This window comes from Asanoa siamensis, from assembly GCF_016862555.1.
In the GTDB taxonomy this organism is placed as follows: domain Bacteria; phylum Actinomycetota; class Actinomycetes; order Mycobacteriales; family Micromonosporaceae; genus Asanoa; species Asanoa siamensis.
The window spans coordinates 30,625-46,502 of record NZ_BONE01000060.1 but is presented as its reverse complement, the minus strand read 5'-3'; the positions used below and the strand labels follow the sequence as shown (position 1 = coordinate 46,502).

Below are 15,878 nucleotides of genomic sequence, written 5' to 3'. Positions count from 1 at the left end.
TCGATCCCCTTCGCGCACAACCAGTCGACGACGGTCCCCTTGCCCGCGTCGCCGTATCCCAGGTCGGCTACCAGCACGTGGTTCATAGCCGGCTGATCCGGTCGTCGCCCTGCAGCGTGGTCGGCAGGCCCCAGGTGGAGAGGACCCGACCGCCCCGATCGACCGGCGCCAACGCGGAGGACACGGCGCTGGTCACCGTGCTGCCCGCGTCGGCCAGGTCGGCCAGCCCCGACTCGAGGTCGATGGCCGACTCGCCGAGCCCGACCAGGAGGGCGATCGTCTCGCTGACCGCGTCCGGGTCGTCGAGCTCGATCGCGTTCTGGCCGAGCAACCCGCGCCAGAAGTCCAGCACAGTGCCGTTGCCGGCATAGTTGGCGCCCTTCGGGAGCAGGTAGTAGGTGTCGTACTTGCGGCGCACCTCCGAGACGATCCGCCGCAGCGGGATGTCCTCGCGCAGGTCGTCGCCGCAGACGTTGCGCACCTCACGGGCCTTGACCCGGTCGTACGCAAGCTCGTCGCCGATCACGAACAGGTAGCCGCGCCGGCCGCGCTTGGTGAAGCAGTCCAGCTCGGTGTGCCGGGCGAGGTAGTAGAACGCCAGCTCGTACGACTCGGACATCTGCCCGCCGCCACCGCCCTCGAGCACGATCCGGCCGAGGTGGTCGTCCATCCGGTTGTCGGACTCGAACTGGCCGATCTGCAGCGGCACCCGGTCGCAGGTGGCGTCCCCGACCGCGCCGAAGAGGATCTGCGGGTCGCGGGCGTAGTTCTTGCGCAGCAGGAGGCTGAGGAGCTTGGGCAGCTTGGTCTGGAGCACCCGGGGCACGTCACCCATGGAGCCGGTGACGTCGAAGATCACGGCGATCGAGAGCGACTCCGGGTGCTCGGTCGAGTCCCGGCTCTCCCGGACGGTGTTGTGCGGGTCGAGGGTGGGGTGGACGGTGCGTGCGCCGCTGTCGCTGTAGGCGAAGGCGCTCCGGCCGGTCGAGCGCCGGTAGCGGTCGGCGGCATCGTAGACGTCGGTTGACCAGACTCCGCTGCCCATCGCGGGCCTCCTTAAAGGTTGAGCGGGCGGAACTTCCGCTCGCCGTAGAGTCCTTCGAGCACGCCGTCGAGTTCGGCGAGAAGCTCCCATGCGTCGTCCGGCCGGGACTGCTGCGACGGGAGCGCACACCCTCGGGCGAACGCCACCAGCGCCGCCGGCGCGTGCCCGCCCATCAGCGCGGTCATCGACCGCGCGGCCATCGCGATGTCGGTGCCCGGGCTCGGCGTCTGTCGCTTGTGCACCTCCGGCGGGTACCAGTCGGCGTAGCGCGGAACCATCGCCGGCACGTGGTCGAGACCGTCGATCACGGAGTAGCACCAGTCGACCAGCACCACGCCGTGGTCGGTGGTCTCGACCAGGATGTGCTCGGGCAGCACGGCGCCGTGCACCACGCCGGCCCGGTGCGCCAGGCCCAGCGCGACCAGCAGCCGCCGCCAGATCCACGCGGCGTCGCGCGGGTCGAGTCCTTCGGGCTTCATCCGGATGAGGTCGGCCACGCTGCACAGGTGGGGCACGGAGCCGAGCACGTTGACCCGGCGCTCCGCGCCGCTGCCCGGGTCACGGTGCCGGAACGTGTCGACCAGGCGCGGCACGTAGGGCAGGTAGCGCGGGTCGCCTTCGGCGGCGATCCGGCGCAGCGCCGCCGCCTCGCGCTCCATCAGGTCGTTGTTGGCGGGCAGCCGCGGCTGCTTGAGGAACAGCCCGTGGCCGATCGCGTAGAGGTTGGCGAGGTCGCCGGTGTGCGCCACCCCGCCGACCCGGTAGCGGCCGAAGAGCACCGTGCCCCGGGCCCGCCAGCGGTTGGTCAGCGCGACGAACGCGTCGGTGGCCGCCGCCCGGGCCGACGGCGCGGCCCGGTCGGGGTGCAGCAGCGCGGCCAGCCGCAGGTAGCCGCGGTGCGGGTCGGTGGAGCCGAACAGTTCCTCGTCGCTGTTGGCCGCGTGGACCAGACGAATCGCCTCGTCGATGGTCGTCATCGGACGGTCTCCTCTCGGGCGGGCCGGAGCAGGGCCGGGTGCAGCAGCCGGGCGTCGCCGGCGCGGTAGAGGCGGGCGCGGGGCCCGCCGCGGGGGCCGCCGTGCTCGGTGGTGGCGCCGGTGCCTTCCACGAGCCCGGGGACCGAGAGCACCTTGCGGTGGAAGTTGCCGGCGTGCAGCGGGTGGCCCCACACCGTCTCGTAGACGGCCCGCAGGTCGGCGATGGTGAACTCCTCGCCGACGAACCGGGTCGCCAGCGGCGTGTATTCGAGCTTCGAGCGGGCGCGCTCGATGCCGTCTTCGATGATCTTGCGGTGGTCGAAGGCCAGCTCGCGGGTCGGCAGCGCGGTCAGCGCGAGCCACTGGGCGTCGCCGGCGTCGGAACCGGCGGTCGGCTCGGGCAGGTCGGGCGCGAAGGCGAGGTAGGCGATCGAGAAGATCCGCATCCGGGGGTCGCGCTCGGGTGTGCCGTACGAGGCGAGCTGCTCGAAATGCACCCGGCGCAGCGGCTCGCCGCCGAGGCCGGTCTCTTCGGCGAACTCCCGACGGGCGGCGACGCCGAGGTCCTCCTCGGGCCGGACGAAGCCGCCCGGCAGGGCCCAGAAGCCGGCGAACGGCGGCGCGGCGCGCTGGATCAGCAGGACCTGGAGCTCGTTGTCGCGGATGGTCAGGGCGACCACGTCGACCGTGACGGCGACGGCGGGGTAGGCCCGCGGGTCGTAACCGGCCAGGAACTCCTGCTCGTTGACCACAGCTCCCCTGTCCTTCTCGCCCTAAGAACTTCTCTGCCTAAGAATAACTCAAGCTGAGAATAACCCTGGGCTCGGCGCGGCGACAAGGGCGCTACAGATGTGTCAGTTAGCTCATGGTGCCGATGAGGTGGGGCGCGCCGCTCTTCGGGTCGTGCAGCGCGAACGTCTCGCCCGGAGTCGCCGAGAAGGCGACCGTGCCGGGCAGCAGGATGGGCCGCTTGAAGGCGACCTCGACCGTGTACGCGTCGGGCAGGCGGCCCTCCATAGCCGCCAGGCAGCGGGCCTTGCTCCACATGCCGTGGGCGATCGGCCGCGGGAAGCCGAACAGCCGGGCGCCGAGGCGGGAGGTGTGGATGGGGTTGCGGTCGCCGGAGACCCGGGCGTAGTCGACACCGATCCGGGGCGTGACGCGCCACGTGGCCGAGGCCGGCGGCGGCACGTCCTGTGCAGTCTTGGGGGCTTTGTCGGGCGTTCGGCCCCTGCGCAGGTAGGTCGACACGTCCCGCCAGACCTCCTCGCCGTCGACCGTCGCCACCGCGACCACGTCGAACTGGCGGCCCCGCTCGTGCGGGCGCAGGTCGACCGCCCGCACGGACAGGTCGAGCCGCTCGTTGGCGTCCAGCGGCCGCAGTTGGGTGATCTTGTTGGCGACGTGCACCAACCCGACCACCGGGTACGGGAAGTCGGCGCTCGTCATCAGCCGCATCGCCAGTGGCGTGGCCAGCACGTGCGGGAACGTCACCGGCAGCCGGTCGGTCAGCCGGAATTCGCAGACCCGGTCGTAGTCGGCCAGCCGGCTCCGGTCGACCTCGACGCCGCGCAGCACGAGCTCGACGTCGGGCAACACCTGGATCGGCGGCCGCCGGTCGGTGCCCGGCACGAGGCCGATCCTGGGCAGCGCGCGGATCGCCGCCCGCCGGTAGAGCGGACCCAGCTCCGGCGGGCCGTCGAGCTCGACGATGGACATCTAGGCACCCAACCACATCTGGCCGCAGACGCGGATCACGTTGCCGGTGATGCCGGACGAGCCGGGCGCGGCCAGCCAGGCGATGGTCTCGGCCACGTCGACCGGCAGGCCACCCTGCGACAGGCTGTTCATCCGGCGGCCGACCTCGCGGGTCGCGAGCGGCATCCGGGCGGTCATCCGGGTCTCGATGAAGCCCGGCGCCACCGCGTTGATCGTGACGCCCTGGCTCGCCAGGATCGGCGCCATCGACTGCACCAGCCCGATCACGCCCGCCTTCGAGGTGGCGTAGTTGGTCTGGCCCCGATTGCCGGCGATGCCGCTCGTCGACGAGACCGCGATGATCCGGCCGCCCTCGGGCAGCAGCGGGATCAGCGCGTCGTTGATCCGCTCCTGGCTCGACAGGTTGACGTCGACGACCGCGTCCCACTGTTCGGCGGACATCTTGGCGATCGTCTTGTCGCGGGTGATGCCGGCGTTGTGCACCACGACGTCGACCTTGCCGTGCCGGCTCAGCAGCTGGGCGGCCAGCGTCGAAGGCGCGTCGGGCCGGGTCAGGTCGAGCTGCAGCGCGGTCCCGCCGATCTCGTTGGCGACCCGGGCCAGCGCCTCGCCGGCGGCGGGCACGTCCAGCGCGACCACCCGGGCGCCGTCACGGGCCAGCACGCGCGCGATCGCGGCGCCGATGCCCTGGGCGGCGCCGGTCACCAACGCGACCTTGCCTTCCAGCGGGTGCTCCCAGTCGGTCAGCGGCGACGACGTCACCGGGCCGATCCGGATCACCTGACCCGACACGTACGCGGAGCGGCTCGAGAGCAGGAAGCGCATCGCGGAGTCGGTGAACTCCTCGGCGCCGGGTGCGACGTAGATGAGCTGTGCGGTGCTGCCGCGGCCGAACTCCTTGCCGATGCTGCGGGTCAGCCCCTCCAGCGCGCGCTGGGCGGTGGCCTCCCGCGGCGAGGCGCAGGCGGCGGGCGGCGTGCCGAGGACGATCACCCGGCCGTTGCGGGCCAGGGCCTTGGCGTTGCCGTGGAAGAACTCGTAGAGCGGGTGCAGCGCGGCGGCGTCCTGGACGCCGCTCGCGTCGAACACCAGTGCCGACCACGGCGGGCCGCCGTCCATCGGGACCTCGGCGACGGTGAGCATCTTGCGCACCGGGCCCTCGAGCCGGCCGCCGGGCGCGGCGCCGACCAGGACCGGGCCGGTGACCAGCGGATCGCCGGGCCGGAAGCGGCGCAGCACCGGCGGATTGGGGAGCCCGAGCCGCTTGACCAGCATCCGGCCGGGACCAGAGTTCGCGAAGCTCGCGTAGCGGTCGCTCATGGAAGTAGCCTACTAATCAGTAACCCTTCAGGGAGGCGACTGATGGAGACCAGACGAGTCGCGATCGTCGGTGGCAACCGGATCCCGTTCGCCCGCTCCAACAGCCGCTATGCCGCGGCCAGCAACCTGGACATGCTCACCGCCGCGCTCGACGGGCTCGTCGCCCGGTTCGGGCTGGCCGGGGCCCGGGTCGGCGAGTTGGTCGCCGGCGCGGTGCTCAAGCACTCACGCGACTTCAACCTGACCCGCGAGGCGGTGCTGGGTTCGCGGCTCGACCCCACGACGCCGGCGTACGACATCCAGCAGGCCTGTGGCACCGGGCTCGAGGCGGCGATCCTGGTCGCCAACAAGATCGCGCTGGGGCAGATCGACGCGGGCATCGCGGGCGGTGTGGACACCACCTCCGACGCGCCGCTCGCGCTCAACGAGGACCTGCGCCGCACGCTGCTGCAGATGAACGCGGCCCGCACGGTCGGCGCGCGGCTGCGCGCGGCCACCCGGATCCGGCCGCACCACGCCTTCCTGCCGGAGGCACCGCGCAACGCGGAGCCGCGTACCGGGCTATCCATGGGTGATCATGCCGCGATCACCGCGTTGCGCTGGAGCATCGACCGGGCCGCGCAGGACGCGCTGGCGCTGGCCTCGCACCAGCGGCTGGCGGCGGCGTACGACCGGGGCTTCTTTGATGATCTTGTTACGCCTTATCTGGGATTGACCCGCGACCAGAACCTGCGCGCGGACACGTCTCTCGAGAAGCTGGGTTCGCTGCGGCCGGTGTTCGGCACCCGCGGCCCCGACGCCGCGCGGGCGACGATGACGGCCGGCAACTCCTCGCCGTTGACCGACGGGGCGTCGACCGTGCTGCTGGCGTCCGACGAGTGGGCGGCCGCGCGGCGGTTGCCGGTGCTGGCGCACTTCGTCGACGCGGAGACGGCGGCGGTCGACTTCGTGCATGGCGACGAGGGGCTGCTGATGGCGCCCGCCTACGCGGTGCCGCGCCTGCTCGCCCGGCACGGGCTGAGCCTGCAGGACTTCGACTACTACGAGATCCACGAGGCGTTCGCGTCGCAGGTGCTGGCCACGCTGGCCGCCTGGGAGTCGCCGGAGTTCTGCAAGGAGCGGCTGGGGCTGGACGCGCCGCTCGGGTCGATCGACCGGGCCAAGCTCAACGTCACCGGGTCGTCGCTGGCGGCCGGGCACCCGTTCGCGGCCACCGGTGGGCGGATCGTGGCGACGCTGGCGAAGCTGCTGGCCGCGCGCGGGAGCGGGCGAGGGCTCATCTCCATCTGTGCCGCCGGTGGCCAGGGTGTCGTGGCGATCCTGGAGCGGTCCGCTGTCTCGTAATCACTGTCAGTGATCGTTTCTGCTTCGGTTGCCGCGACAAAGGCCACACATCGTGCATACCGGGTGGACGATCGTTGCCGAGAGTAGTCACTATCGGTGCATGCTCGATGGCCGAATGCCCACCGGTGGCGGTCCCGAACACACCGGTCCCCTAGGTCGCATGCTGCACTTCGACGACATGGACGTGCCGTCCGACGTCGTCGACGCGCTGGCGCTGTCCAGCTTCGTCTCCGGCGACCAGCCGTGGGCGCGGACCAAGCGCCTCGACCGCGTCCGTGCCGAAGCCACGCTGCTCCCCGTCGGCGCAAAGCTCGCCCGGGTCGCGGTCGACGAGGGCCGCGACGCGCGCCTGGCGATCGGCGAGGGCTGGACGGTCCGCGCGGTCCGCTGGCGTACGGGCGGCGCCTCGATCACCGTGACCGCGGTCACGGAGGAGCTCGCGGAGTCCGTACTCGCGGAATGCACGACCGGCGCCACCGAGCCGGAGAAGGTCGACACCGGCGAGGTGGAGATCGGCTTCTGGCACCAGTCGCAGATGGGCCCGACCCGCACCGCCCGGAACGTGGCGTGCGACGAGTGGTCGACGATCCGCGACAACTACGAGAAGACCGCCGGCGACGCGATCGAGCGCCTGGTGGACCTCACCCCCACGACCGTGCACGGCCGCCTGCTGATCATGCACGGCTCCCCCGGCACCGGTAAGACCACGGCGCTGCGCTCGCTGGCCCGCGCGTGGCGCGACTGGTGCCAGGTCGACCTGGTGATCGACCCCCAGCAGCTGTTCACGGACCCGTCGTACCTGGCCAAGGTCGCGGCCGGCGGCCCGACCGACAGCCGCCGCTGGCGGCTGCTGCTGCTCGAGGACAGCGACGACCTGATCCGCGCCGACGGGCTGGCGACCAACACCCAGCAGCTCTCCCGCCTGCTCAACCTGACCGACGGCCTCCTCGGCCAGGGCGGCAACGTGATCGTCGCGGTGACCACCAACGAGAAGATCGGCCGCCTGCACCCCGCGGTGCTGCGGCCGGGCCGGTGCATGGCGCAGATCGAGGTCGGCCCGCTGCCGTTCGAGCAGGCATCGGCCTGGCTCGGCACGTCGACGGGCGTCGGCGCGTACGGTGCGACGCTGGCCGAACTGCTGGCTCTGCGCGACGGCAAGCCGTCGGTGGCCACGCCGGTGACCCCGGCGTCGAGCGGCTTCTACCTCTGACGGAGCTTGCGCAGGAAGCGTCCGAGGTGCGGGTCGAAGAGCCCGGGATCCGCGCGGTCGACGTCGTCGAGCGACCACCACCGCGCCTCGGTGAACTCACCCGCGTCGGTGACGAGCGGTTGGTGACGGTCGGCGAGGACGGGATACCAGAGGCTCACGTCGGTATGCCCCTTGTCGATGCCGACGGTGGTGGTCACGGTGATGAAGATCGGCTTTCCTACGGTGACGTCCAGGCCGAGTTCCTCAAGCGCCTCACGCCGGGCGGTCTCGGCGGGGTCCTCTTTGACCTCGACATGGCCGCCTGGCGGCAGCCAGAGCCCGGCGTTGATGTGGTCGATCAACAGGATGCTGCCGTCGCGTCGGTCGACGGGCACGACGTAGGAAACGAGATGGCGGGGTGGCGTGTCGGGCTTGGCCCGCCGATAGACGTCGTCGGTGTCGCGCAGCCAGGCGAGGACGTCGGCGCGCTGGTCGGCCTCGGTCTGATCGCCGGCGACAAGCCCCTCAACAAGATCCACCAACGCCGCGATACTCATCGGGCCGAGTATCCCGGCCCGATCATGATGGCGCTCGCCTGTTTCTCACTTGCTGCCGCCGCTTCGTTCTTGGCCGCCGTGGCCCACCCGAGGATTGGCCTGTTGTGGTCCGGACGGACGCGCGTTGGTGGCGGTGGCTGGCGCGCGAGCGTGAGTCGCTCGGCCGTACCCCTGCGGGTGTTCAGGACTCTTCTTGTGGGACGTTCAGCTTTGTGGCGTAGGCGTCGTGGAGGGCGTCCCAGCCGTGGGCGCGGGCCGCTTCGCCGCGGATCGGGCCGATCGGGTTGCCCGTCAGCAGGTGGTCGGCGACGTCAAGGCAGATGTGCCAGCCCGCCGCCACCTTGGCGATCCAGGACGGGTCCTCGAGCGTGTGGCGCAGGGTGAGGCGGGTGCCGGCCGCGGTCGGCGTCAGGTCCCATCGGAGCGTGTCGGTGCCCCAGCTGTAGACCAGCGTGCGTTCCGGGTCGACCCGCGTCACCTCGACCGCGATGTCCGTGCGCGTGTCGCTGTCGATCATGGTGAGCGTGGCCGGGCCGGTGGTGGCGAGGTCGCGGTCGGCCGTGTACGGCGCCCACTCGCCGATCTCGCTCGGGCTCGTGAGCGCGCGCCACACGCGGTGCGGCGGGTGGGGGAAGTCGCGGACGAACACGAGGGTTGCGCGGCCGTCGGCCGCCTGCTCGACGCTCGCGTCTGCCAGGGTGCTGGGTTCGTACGCTTCCATCACTGCTCCATCCTGTCGAGATGGCGCGCCAGTTCGTCGAGGTGATTGGTCCACAATCGACGGTACGGCGCGAGCCATTCGTCGAGCGCCGCGAACTGGGTCGGCTCGACGTGGTAGATGCGTTGCTGTGCGGCGGTGCGGGCCGAGACGAAGCCCGCGTCGCGCAGGACCTTGAGGTGCTTGGACACCGTCGGCTGGCTGATCGTCAGTGCGACGACCAGCTCACCGACGCTGCGGTCGGCGACCCGCAGCTCGTCGAGGATGCGGCGGCGGGCCGGCTCGGCGAGGACCGCGAACACGTCGGTTGGCACGTACCCAATATGGCCCTTCAGGCATATGCCTGTCAAGGAATATACGTCGGGTCGGGGTTATCCACAGGCCTCACTGCGGCGGCTGCGCGCTGGCTACGCTCAGCGGCATGTCACGGGTGGTGGTAGTCAGCGGCGGCGGCACCGGCATCGGTCGCGCGGTGGCCGCGTCCTGTGTGAAGGACGGCGACGCCGTCGTGATCATCGGTCGGCGACCCGAGGTCCTGGCCTCGACGGCCGCCGAGATCGACGCGCACGCGATCGTCGCCGACGTCGGCGAGGTGGCCGAAGCGGAGCGGGCGGCGACCGAGGTGGCCAAGCGCTTCGGGCACGTCGACGTGCTGGTCAACAACGCGGGCGGCAACGCGCTGCTGGCCCTCACCGACCCGGCCCCTGCGACGAGTCCGGTGGCCCGTGCGTCCGCAGCCTGGCTGGCCAACCTACGGTCCAACGTGCTGACGGCGGTGCACCTCACCGAGGCGCTACGCGACGTGCTCGCAGACAACGCCCGGGTCGTCCTGCTCAGCTCGATCGCCGCGTTCCGCGGTTCGGGCTCGGGCTCCTACGGCGGCAGCAAGGCGGCGCTGCATCCCTACGCGATCGACCTGGCGGCCGCCCTCGGCCCGCGGGGCATCACGGTCAACGTGGTGGCACCGGGCTACACGACGGATACCGAGTTCTTCGGCGCCACGATGACCGACCAGCGCCACGACCTGCTGGTCGGGCAGGCCCTCAACAAGCGCGCCGGCCACACCGACGACGTCGCGGCGACGATCCGCTGGCTGACGTCGCCCGACGCCGGTCACGTCACCGCCCAGATCATCCAGGTGAACGGCGGAGCCCTACCCGGCGTTGACGAAGCGGCGGGTCAGGGTCCGTGGCCGGGCCCCCGTGGCGGCGGGTCAGGGTTCGTGACCGGCCCCTGGTGGCGGGTCGGGGTTCGTGACCGGCCCCTGGTGGCGGCGGGTCAGGGCCCGACAACCACCACCGCGCGCACCGCGACGACGGCACCGGCCCGGCGCCCGACCCACCGCGCGGCGGCCGGTCAGGGCCCGACGACCACCACCGCGCGCACCGCGACGACGGCACCGGCCCGGCGCCCGACCCTCGGCGCGGCGGCCGGCCCGGGCTCGACGACTGCGCCGGGCTGCGGGCGTCTTGAGCTGCCCGAATGTAGGCGGTCGCGCTGTTGATCACGCCTTCGCCGCCGTACCCGATGGCCGTTTTCCGACCTACCGTGAACGTTCCTCCGAGCGCCGTTCCGCCGATCCTCTCTCGTGTTACGACGACATTTCCGCTGATTGCCCATCGCGGATGCCCACGGGGCGCTCGTGGCCCTATCGTCGTCCCATGAAGTTGCTCGTGACCGGCGGTGCCGGATATATCGGGTCCGTCGTCGTGCACCAATTGCTCGATGCCGGCCACACGGTCGAGGTCATCGACGACCTGTCGGCCGGGCACGTCGGCTCGCTTCCCGGCGAGGTCATGCTGCACAAACGCGACCTGCACGAGGTCGCCGAGGTGCTCACCCCCGGCGCCGGGTTCGACGGTGTGCTGCATTTCGCCGCCAAGATCGCCGCGGGCGAGTCGGTGGAGCGGCCGGAGATCTACTGGCACACCAACGTCGCCGGGTCGCTGGCCCTGCTCGACGCGATGCGCCTCGCCGGCGTGCAGCGTCTGGTGTTCAGTTCGACCGCCGCCGTCTACGGCAACCCGAGCACCCTCCCGATCACCGAGCAGGCGCCGGTCGCGCCGACCAACCCGTACGGCTGGACCAAGCTCGCCGTCGACATGGCCATCGCCCACGCGGCCAAGGCGCACCAACTCGGCGCGACGAGCCTGCGCTACTTCAACGTCGCCGGCGCGGCCCTCGACGGCCCGATCCCGCTCGGCGAGTGTCACGAGCCCGAGACACACCTGATCCCGGCCGCGCTCGAGGTGGCCGCCGGGCTGCGGCCGAGCCTGCGGATCTTCGGCGGCGACTACCCGACGCGCGACGGCACCTGCGTGCGCGACTACATCCACGTCGAAGACCTGGCGGCGGCGCACCTGCTCGCCCTGGAGGCGATCGAGCCGGGCCGACACAAGATCTACAACCTGGGCAACGGCAAGGGCTTCTCCAACCTGCAGATCGTCGAGATGGTGCGTCAGGTGACCGGCGAGGAGGTGAAGGTCGCACCCGCTCCGCGCCGCGCCGGAGACCCGGCTACGCTCATCGCGTCGTCGGTCCGCGCACGCGCTGAGCTGGGCTGGGTCGCCGCGAAGCCCGACCTGGCATCGATCGTGGGGGACTCATGGGCCTACTTCCAGACGCGCCGCATCGCCGGCTCAACCGGCTGACCGGCGAGTGGGTTCAGGTCTCACCGCACCGCACCGCTCGACCCTGGCAAGGCCAGATCGAGGAGACGACACCTGAGAAGCGCCCCGAGTACGACCCGTCGTGCTATCTCTGCCCCGGCAACACACGGGCCGGCGGGGTGCACACGCCGGTGTACGACTCGACGTACGTGTTCGACAACGACTTCGCCGCCCTGCTGCCCGACGCGTCGGGCGGCGGAGTCGACGACGGCCTGCTGGTCGCCCGGCCGGAGCGCGGCATCTGCCGCGTGGTCTGTCTCTCGCCCCGGCACGACCTGACGCTCGGCGACATGCCGCTGGCCGACGTGCGTACCGTCGTCGACACGTGGGCCGCGCAGACCGCGTCGCTCGGCGCGCTCGACTGGGTCAGCCACGTCCAGATCTTCGAGAACCGCGGCGCGATGATGGGTGCGAGCAACCCGCACCCGCACGGCCAGATCTGGGCGACCGAGAGCCTGCCGAACGAACCGGCGAAGGAACTCGCGCAGCAGGCGACCTACGAGGGTGCCTGTCTGCTCTGCGACTACCTCGCGGCCGAACTGAAGGACGGCTCCCGGATCGTCGACACCAACGAGCAGTTCGTCTCGCTCGTACCGTTCTGGGCCGTGTGGCCGTTCGAGACGCTGGTGCTGCCGCGCGCGCACCACGGTGCGCTGACCGACCTGGGCGACGCCGACCGCGACGGCCTGGCCGACGTCCTCGGCAAGGTCACCCGGCGGTACGACCGGCTGTTCGGCATCACGTTCCCGTACTCGATGGGCTTCCACCAGCGACCCACCGACGGCGGCGAGCACCCGAAGTCGCACCTGCACGCGCACTTCTACCCGCCGCTGCTGCGCTCGGCCACGATCCGCAAGTTCATGGTCGGCTTCGAGTTGCTGGCTGGTCCGCAGCGCGACATCACGCCGGAAAGTGCCGCCCAGCGGCTGCGGGACCTCGACAACGATTGATTCCCGCCGCCGGCGGGTACGTTTCTCCCTCCCACATCTGGAAGGGGGTGCGCCATGGGCCTCACCGCGCAGGAGCGGGCCGAACTCCGATCCAATGTGGAGCGTCGGTCGGCGGCTCCGGTCGGCTGGATCGTGTTGGCGTTGGTGCTGGGCTTCGCGGCCCTCGCAGCGATCTTCGCGACCCGCGGCGGCACCGACGGGCTGTCTTCGCCCTGGAACGTGGTGCTGCCGTTCATTCCCTTCGCGGTCTTCGCTGCCTTCTTCGTGCCGTTGCTGATCCGGCTGCGTAAGCGCGGGCCCGGGCCGTTGGTCGACGGCGCGGATCCGGCGACGCGCAAGGCGGTGCTGCGAGCGATCACCGCCGGCTCGTCCACCGATGAGCGGATCGATGATCTGGTGGTCGACCTGCGAGACGCCGGCACGGCCCGACAGCTCGGCTGGACCGCCGCGGCCTTGTGCGCCGGAGGCGTGGGGGTCGCGGCGGCCGCGGTGATCGGCGAGGAGACCTTCGCCCGGGTCCTCCTGGGCGGATCCGCCGCGGCTCTCCTGACAGCAGCGGTCCTGCTCCTGCGCCGCCGGCGACAGCTGCTGGGCTATCGGCCCGGCGGTGTCCCGGCGGGTTCGCGAGGTGGCACTCCGACCGATGCGCCCGCCGCGGGCCGACCCGTCCCGCTCGCCGGTCCCGCCGCAGGCCAGCCCGTCCCGCTCGCCGGTCCCGCCGCAGGCCGACCCGTCCCGCTCGCCGGTGAGGATCCGGCTCGATCCCCGGGAGGAACTCCCACCGACACGGACGACCGCACACCGCTCCCCGCGCCTGGGGATACCGAGGCTGGTGGTGGGCCGCCGGCCGCTGCGAAGGGCGATTGACAGCGGCCGGCGGAGTTCGGGTCAGCTCGCATAGACCTCCAGCTCGGAGAGCTGGCCCGCCGGCCAGCCCGTGTTGCCGGTGACGTTGACTCGGACATACCTCGTCGATGTCGCCGTGAACGTGATCGTCACCGCGTTGCCGGACGCCGGGTTGAACACGCGGCCGGCGGAGCCCGCGAGCGTGCTCCACGACGACCCGTTGGTGCTGCCCTGGATCGACAGCGTCTGGGTGCGGGTCTGCCAGGCAGCCTGCGGCGGCAGCTTGAGCACGACCCGCCCGACCGCCGGCGCCGCGCCGAGGTCGACCTGCACCCATTGCGGGAACGCGTTGTTCGGGCTCTCCCAATAGCTGTTGGCGTTGCCGTCGACGACGTTGCCCGAGCCGTAGTTCTGCGTGTGTCCGCTCTCCGCCGTCGGCCGGCCCAGCGCCAGGTTGGTGTTGGCCGGCGGCGCGTCGGTGGTCACCGTGACCACATTGGAGGAATTCGACACGTTGCCGTTGTTGTCCTTCGCGACGACCGAGAACGCGTACGCGGTGTTCGGGCTCAGGCCGCTGACCGTGTGCGACGTGCCGCTGGGCGAGCCGACCACGGTGCCGCCCTGCCGCACGTCGTAACCCACGATCGTGCCGTCGTCGGACGACGCCGACCACGACAGCGACACGCTGGTGGTGGTCTTGCCGGTCACCGTGAGATTGGCGGGCGCGGTGGGCGGGCTGCCCGGCTCGGTGACACCGCCGTACACCTCGAAACCGGCGATCTGGGCGGCCGGCCAGCCGGTGTTGCCGGTGACGGTGAGCCGGACGTAGCGGGCCGTCGTCGCCAGCACCGACAGTGTCGCGCTGTTGCCGGTGGCGGGATTGAAGGTCACACCGGCGCTCGGCACGAGGGTCGTCCACTGTGATCCATTGGTGCTGCCTTGCAGCAGGATCGTCTGCGTACGCGTCCCCCATCCGGGCGGCAGCTTCAGCACGACCCGGTTGACCTGGGCGGAGCTGCCGAGGTCGACCTGGAGCCATTGCGGGAAGGCGTTGTTGGCACTCTCCCAGTAGCTGCCCGCGTTGGCGTCGACGGCATTGCCGGCGACGAAGCCGCCGTTCTGCGAACTCGCCGACGTCGGCTTGTTGAGGGCGAGGTTGCCGGTCGGCGGGTCCGGCGGACCGCCACCGGTCGTCGGTTGGGTGGGGCGATTCGGCGTCAGGGCTAGCTGCCCCTTGAGCATCCGGCCGCCGTCGGCCGTGATCCGCAGGTAGTAGTCCGACGAGCAGAACACGCCGTCCTCGTCGAGCGCCCGGATCCCCGGCGGCGTCGTGGCCGCGCTCTCCGACGTCTTGGCGATCTGGTTGCCCTCGTTGTACTCGTCGAACATCGACACATACAGCCCCGCGGACCCCAGCCGGATCATGTTGTAGAGGTGCCGCCAGTAGAAGTCACCGTGCCGCCGATGCCCGGAGGACAGGTCACCCGGCATGACGCACGGCTGGTAGTCGATGCCATGCGCGTCGCAGTCGGCCTTGTCCGGCACGTTGACGTTGTTGTAGAAGGAGTCCAGCCCGGGAAGATCACCGGTACGGCCGACCATCCACGGCGAGATCATGTTGAACGCGTGGTAGACCTCGGAGAAACCGGGGCGCGAGTCGTTGATGCCCTGTCGCCAGTAGGTGGGCACGCCGCCGATCACGTAGCAACCCTGCGCCTTGAACCAGTTGACCACGTCCAGGCACGGCGCCGGCGCGAACGGGCGACCGTCGTCGTTGAAGCCGAAGCCCCAGATGCAGACGACCGGCTTGCCGTTCTGTCGGGCGTACGCGGATGACGCCGTGTGCGCCGACATCTTCGACGTCCAGTCGGTCTTGATCTGCGACTGCATGCTCGTCCAGCTCGTGACGTCGTACATGATGTAGAACTTGCGCCCGTACTTCTCGGCCGCCGCCCGTACCTTCTGCGCCATCGCGTCCCGGGTCGGCCCCTCGTCACCGACCGGGTTGAACCGCTGCAGCGCGGCGGTGTCGCAGTTGTACTGCTGCATCCACTTGAAGTGGGTGTCCACCGTCTGGTCGTCGTAGCACGAGAACAACTGGGCCGGCTGCCCGTTGCCGAGATTCGGGTACGCGGTCGTGTAGCCCCGCGTGTACTCGCGCATGTCGGGCCAGGACACGATCGTCGTGTTCGACGGCGACGGCGGCTGGAACCGGTCGCGCGACCAGTGCCACCAGCCACCGATCGGGGCACCGTCACCCGGGCAGGCGAACCAACCCTGGTAGCCCACGGAGATCTTGCCGACCACGTCGCCGGGCGGACTGGCCGCACTCGCGGGACTGGCCAGGACGGCGGCCAGTTCCGTCGTGGAGACAGCGGCCAGGGCGGAGCCGGCCGCCACTGAGGTCACGAATCTTCGGCGCGAAACCGCCATGTCTGCCGCTCCTTGAGGGGTCGGGACGGGATATCGATGGTCATCGTGCCAGGACGCGACGCACAGGCGCAATAGTCGTACTCATCGTTGAAATCTATCGACAACGCCTCG

General features: G+C 71.0%; 14 protein-coding genes and 1 pseudogene. 6 read left to right on the top strand and 9 right to left on the bottom strand.

Going from position 1 to position 15,878, the window contains the following annotated elements:
• Positions 1-82 precede the first annotated feature (82 nt).
• From Asi02nite_RS29635 to Asi02nite_RS29615, 5 genes are all read right to left on the bottom strand, one after another.
• Positions 83-1,045, bottom strand: a complete 963-nt coding sequence (locus Asi02nite_RS29635; protein WP_203717287.1) for a hypothetical protein — start codon at positions 1,043-1,045, stop codon at positions 83-85.
• A gap of 11 nt (positions 1,046-1,056) precedes the next feature.
• The gene (locus tag Asi02nite_RS29630) at positions 1,057-2,022 is read right to left on the bottom strand and encodes a serine/threonine-protein kinase (protein ID WP_203717286.1); all 966 of its coding nucleotides are present in this window, start codon (positions 2,020-2,022) and stop codon (positions 1,057-1,059) included.
• The gene (locus tag Asi02nite_RS29625) at positions 2,019-2,774 is read right to left on the bottom strand and encodes an NUDIX hydrolase (RefSeq protein WP_239127220.1); all 756 of its coding nucleotides are present in this window, start codon (positions 2,772-2,774) and stop codon (positions 2,019-2,021) included. The genes Asi02nite_RS29630 and Asi02nite_RS29625 overlap by 4 nt, the downstream gene beginning before the upstream one ends.
• Positions 2,775-2,880: 106 nt before the next feature.
• Positions 2,881-3,741 carry a MaoC/PaaZ C-terminal domain-containing protein gene (locus Asi02nite_RS29620; protein ID WP_203717285.1) on the bottom strand — a complete coding sequence of 287 codons (861 nt, stop codon included), beginning with the start codon at positions 3,739-3,741 and terminating at the stop codon, positions 2,881-2,883.
• Positions 3,742-5,061: a 3-oxoacyl-ACP reductase gene (locus Asi02nite_RS29615; RefSeq protein ID WP_203717284.1), complete on the bottom strand. Its 1,320-nt coding sequence runs from the start codon at positions 5,059-5,061 to the stop codon at positions 3,742-3,744.
• Between the two features lie 39 nt (positions 5,062-5,100).
• On the opposite strand from Asi02nite_RS29615, the gene Asi02nite_RS29610 reads away from it, so the two are divergent.
• Both Asi02nite_RS29610 and Asi02nite_RS29605 read left to right on the top strand, forming a co-directional pair.
• The gene (locus tag Asi02nite_RS29610) at positions 5,101-6,405 is read left to right on the top strand and encodes an acetyl-CoA C-acetyltransferase (RefSeq protein ID WP_203717290.1); all 1,305 of its coding nucleotides are present in this window, start codon (positions 5,101-5,103) and stop codon (positions 6,403-6,405) included.
• 160 nt (positions 6,406-6,565) lie between these two features.
• Complete coding sequence (locus tag Asi02nite_RS29605; RefSeq protein WP_203717283.1) at positions 6,566-7,615, top strand: DUF5925 domain-containing protein; 1,050 nt, start codon at positions 6,566-6,568, stop codon at positions 7,613-7,615.
• On the opposite strand, the gene Asi02nite_RS29600 is transcribed toward Asi02nite_RS29605, so the two are convergent.
• The 3 genes from Asi02nite_RS29600 to Asi02nite_RS29590 form a co-directional block, all read right to left on the bottom strand.
• Positions 7,606-8,151, bottom strand: a complete 546-nt coding sequence (locus Asi02nite_RS29600) for an NUDIX domain-containing protein (protein ID WP_203717282.1) — start codon at positions 8,149-8,151, stop codon at positions 7,606-7,608. The two genes, Asi02nite_RS29605 and Asi02nite_RS29600, sit on opposite strands and share 10 nt — an antisense overlap.
• Positions 8,152-8,332: 181 nt before the next feature.
• Positions 8,333-8,872, bottom strand: coding sequence for an SRPBCC family protein (locus tag Asi02nite_RS29595; protein WP_203717281.1), 540 nt, complete (start codon positions 8,870-8,872; stop codon positions 8,333-8,335).
• Positions 8,872-9,183 carry an ArsR/SmtB family transcription factor gene (locus Asi02nite_RS29590; RefSeq protein WP_203717280.1) on the bottom strand — a complete coding sequence of 104 codons (312 nt, stop codon included), beginning with the start codon at positions 9,181-9,183 and terminating at the stop codon, positions 8,872-8,874. Before Asi02nite_RS29590 ends, Asi02nite_RS29595 begins: the two co-directional genes overlap by 1 nt.
• A 107-nt stretch (positions 9,184-9,290) precedes the next feature.
• Here Asi02nite_RS29590 and Asi02nite_RS29585 point away from each other — a divergent pair.
• The 4 genes and pseudogenes from Asi02nite_RS29585 to Asi02nite_RS29570 all read left to right on the top strand — a co-directional run.
• Positions 9,291-10,031, top strand: a pseudogene (locus Asi02nite_RS29585) (SDR family NAD(P)-dependent oxidoreductase); the annotation flags it as partial.
• Positions 10,032-10,530: 499 nt separating this feature from the next.
• Entirely contained in the window at positions 10,531-11,520 is a 990-nt protein-coding gene (gene galE, locus Asi02nite_RS29580) for a UDP-glucose 4-epimerase GalE (protein WP_203717278.1), read from the top strand.
• Positions 11,475-12,488, top strand: coding sequence for a UDP-glucose--hexose-1-phosphate uridylyltransferase (locus tag Asi02nite_RS29575; RefSeq protein WP_203717277.1), 1,014 nt, complete (start codon positions 11,475-11,477; stop codon positions 12,486-12,488). Before galE ends, Asi02nite_RS29575 begins: the two co-directional genes overlap by 46 nt.
• 54 nt (positions 12,489-12,542) lie before the next feature.
• On the top strand, positions 12,543-13,355 hold the full coding sequence (locus Asi02nite_RS29570; RefSeq protein WP_203717276.1) for a hypothetical protein: 813 nt from the start codon (positions 12,543-12,545) through the stop codon (positions 13,353-13,355).
• 21 nt (positions 13,356-13,376) lie between these two features.
• On the opposite strand, the gene Asi02nite_RS29565 is transcribed toward Asi02nite_RS29570, so the two are convergent.
• Positions 13,377-15,767 carry a galactose-binding domain-containing protein gene (locus Asi02nite_RS29565; RefSeq protein ID WP_203717275.1) on the bottom strand — a complete coding sequence of 797 codons (2,391 nt, stop codon included), beginning with the start codon at positions 15,765-15,767 and terminating at the stop codon, positions 13,377-13,379.
• Positions 15,768-15,878: the final 111 nt, after the last annotated feature.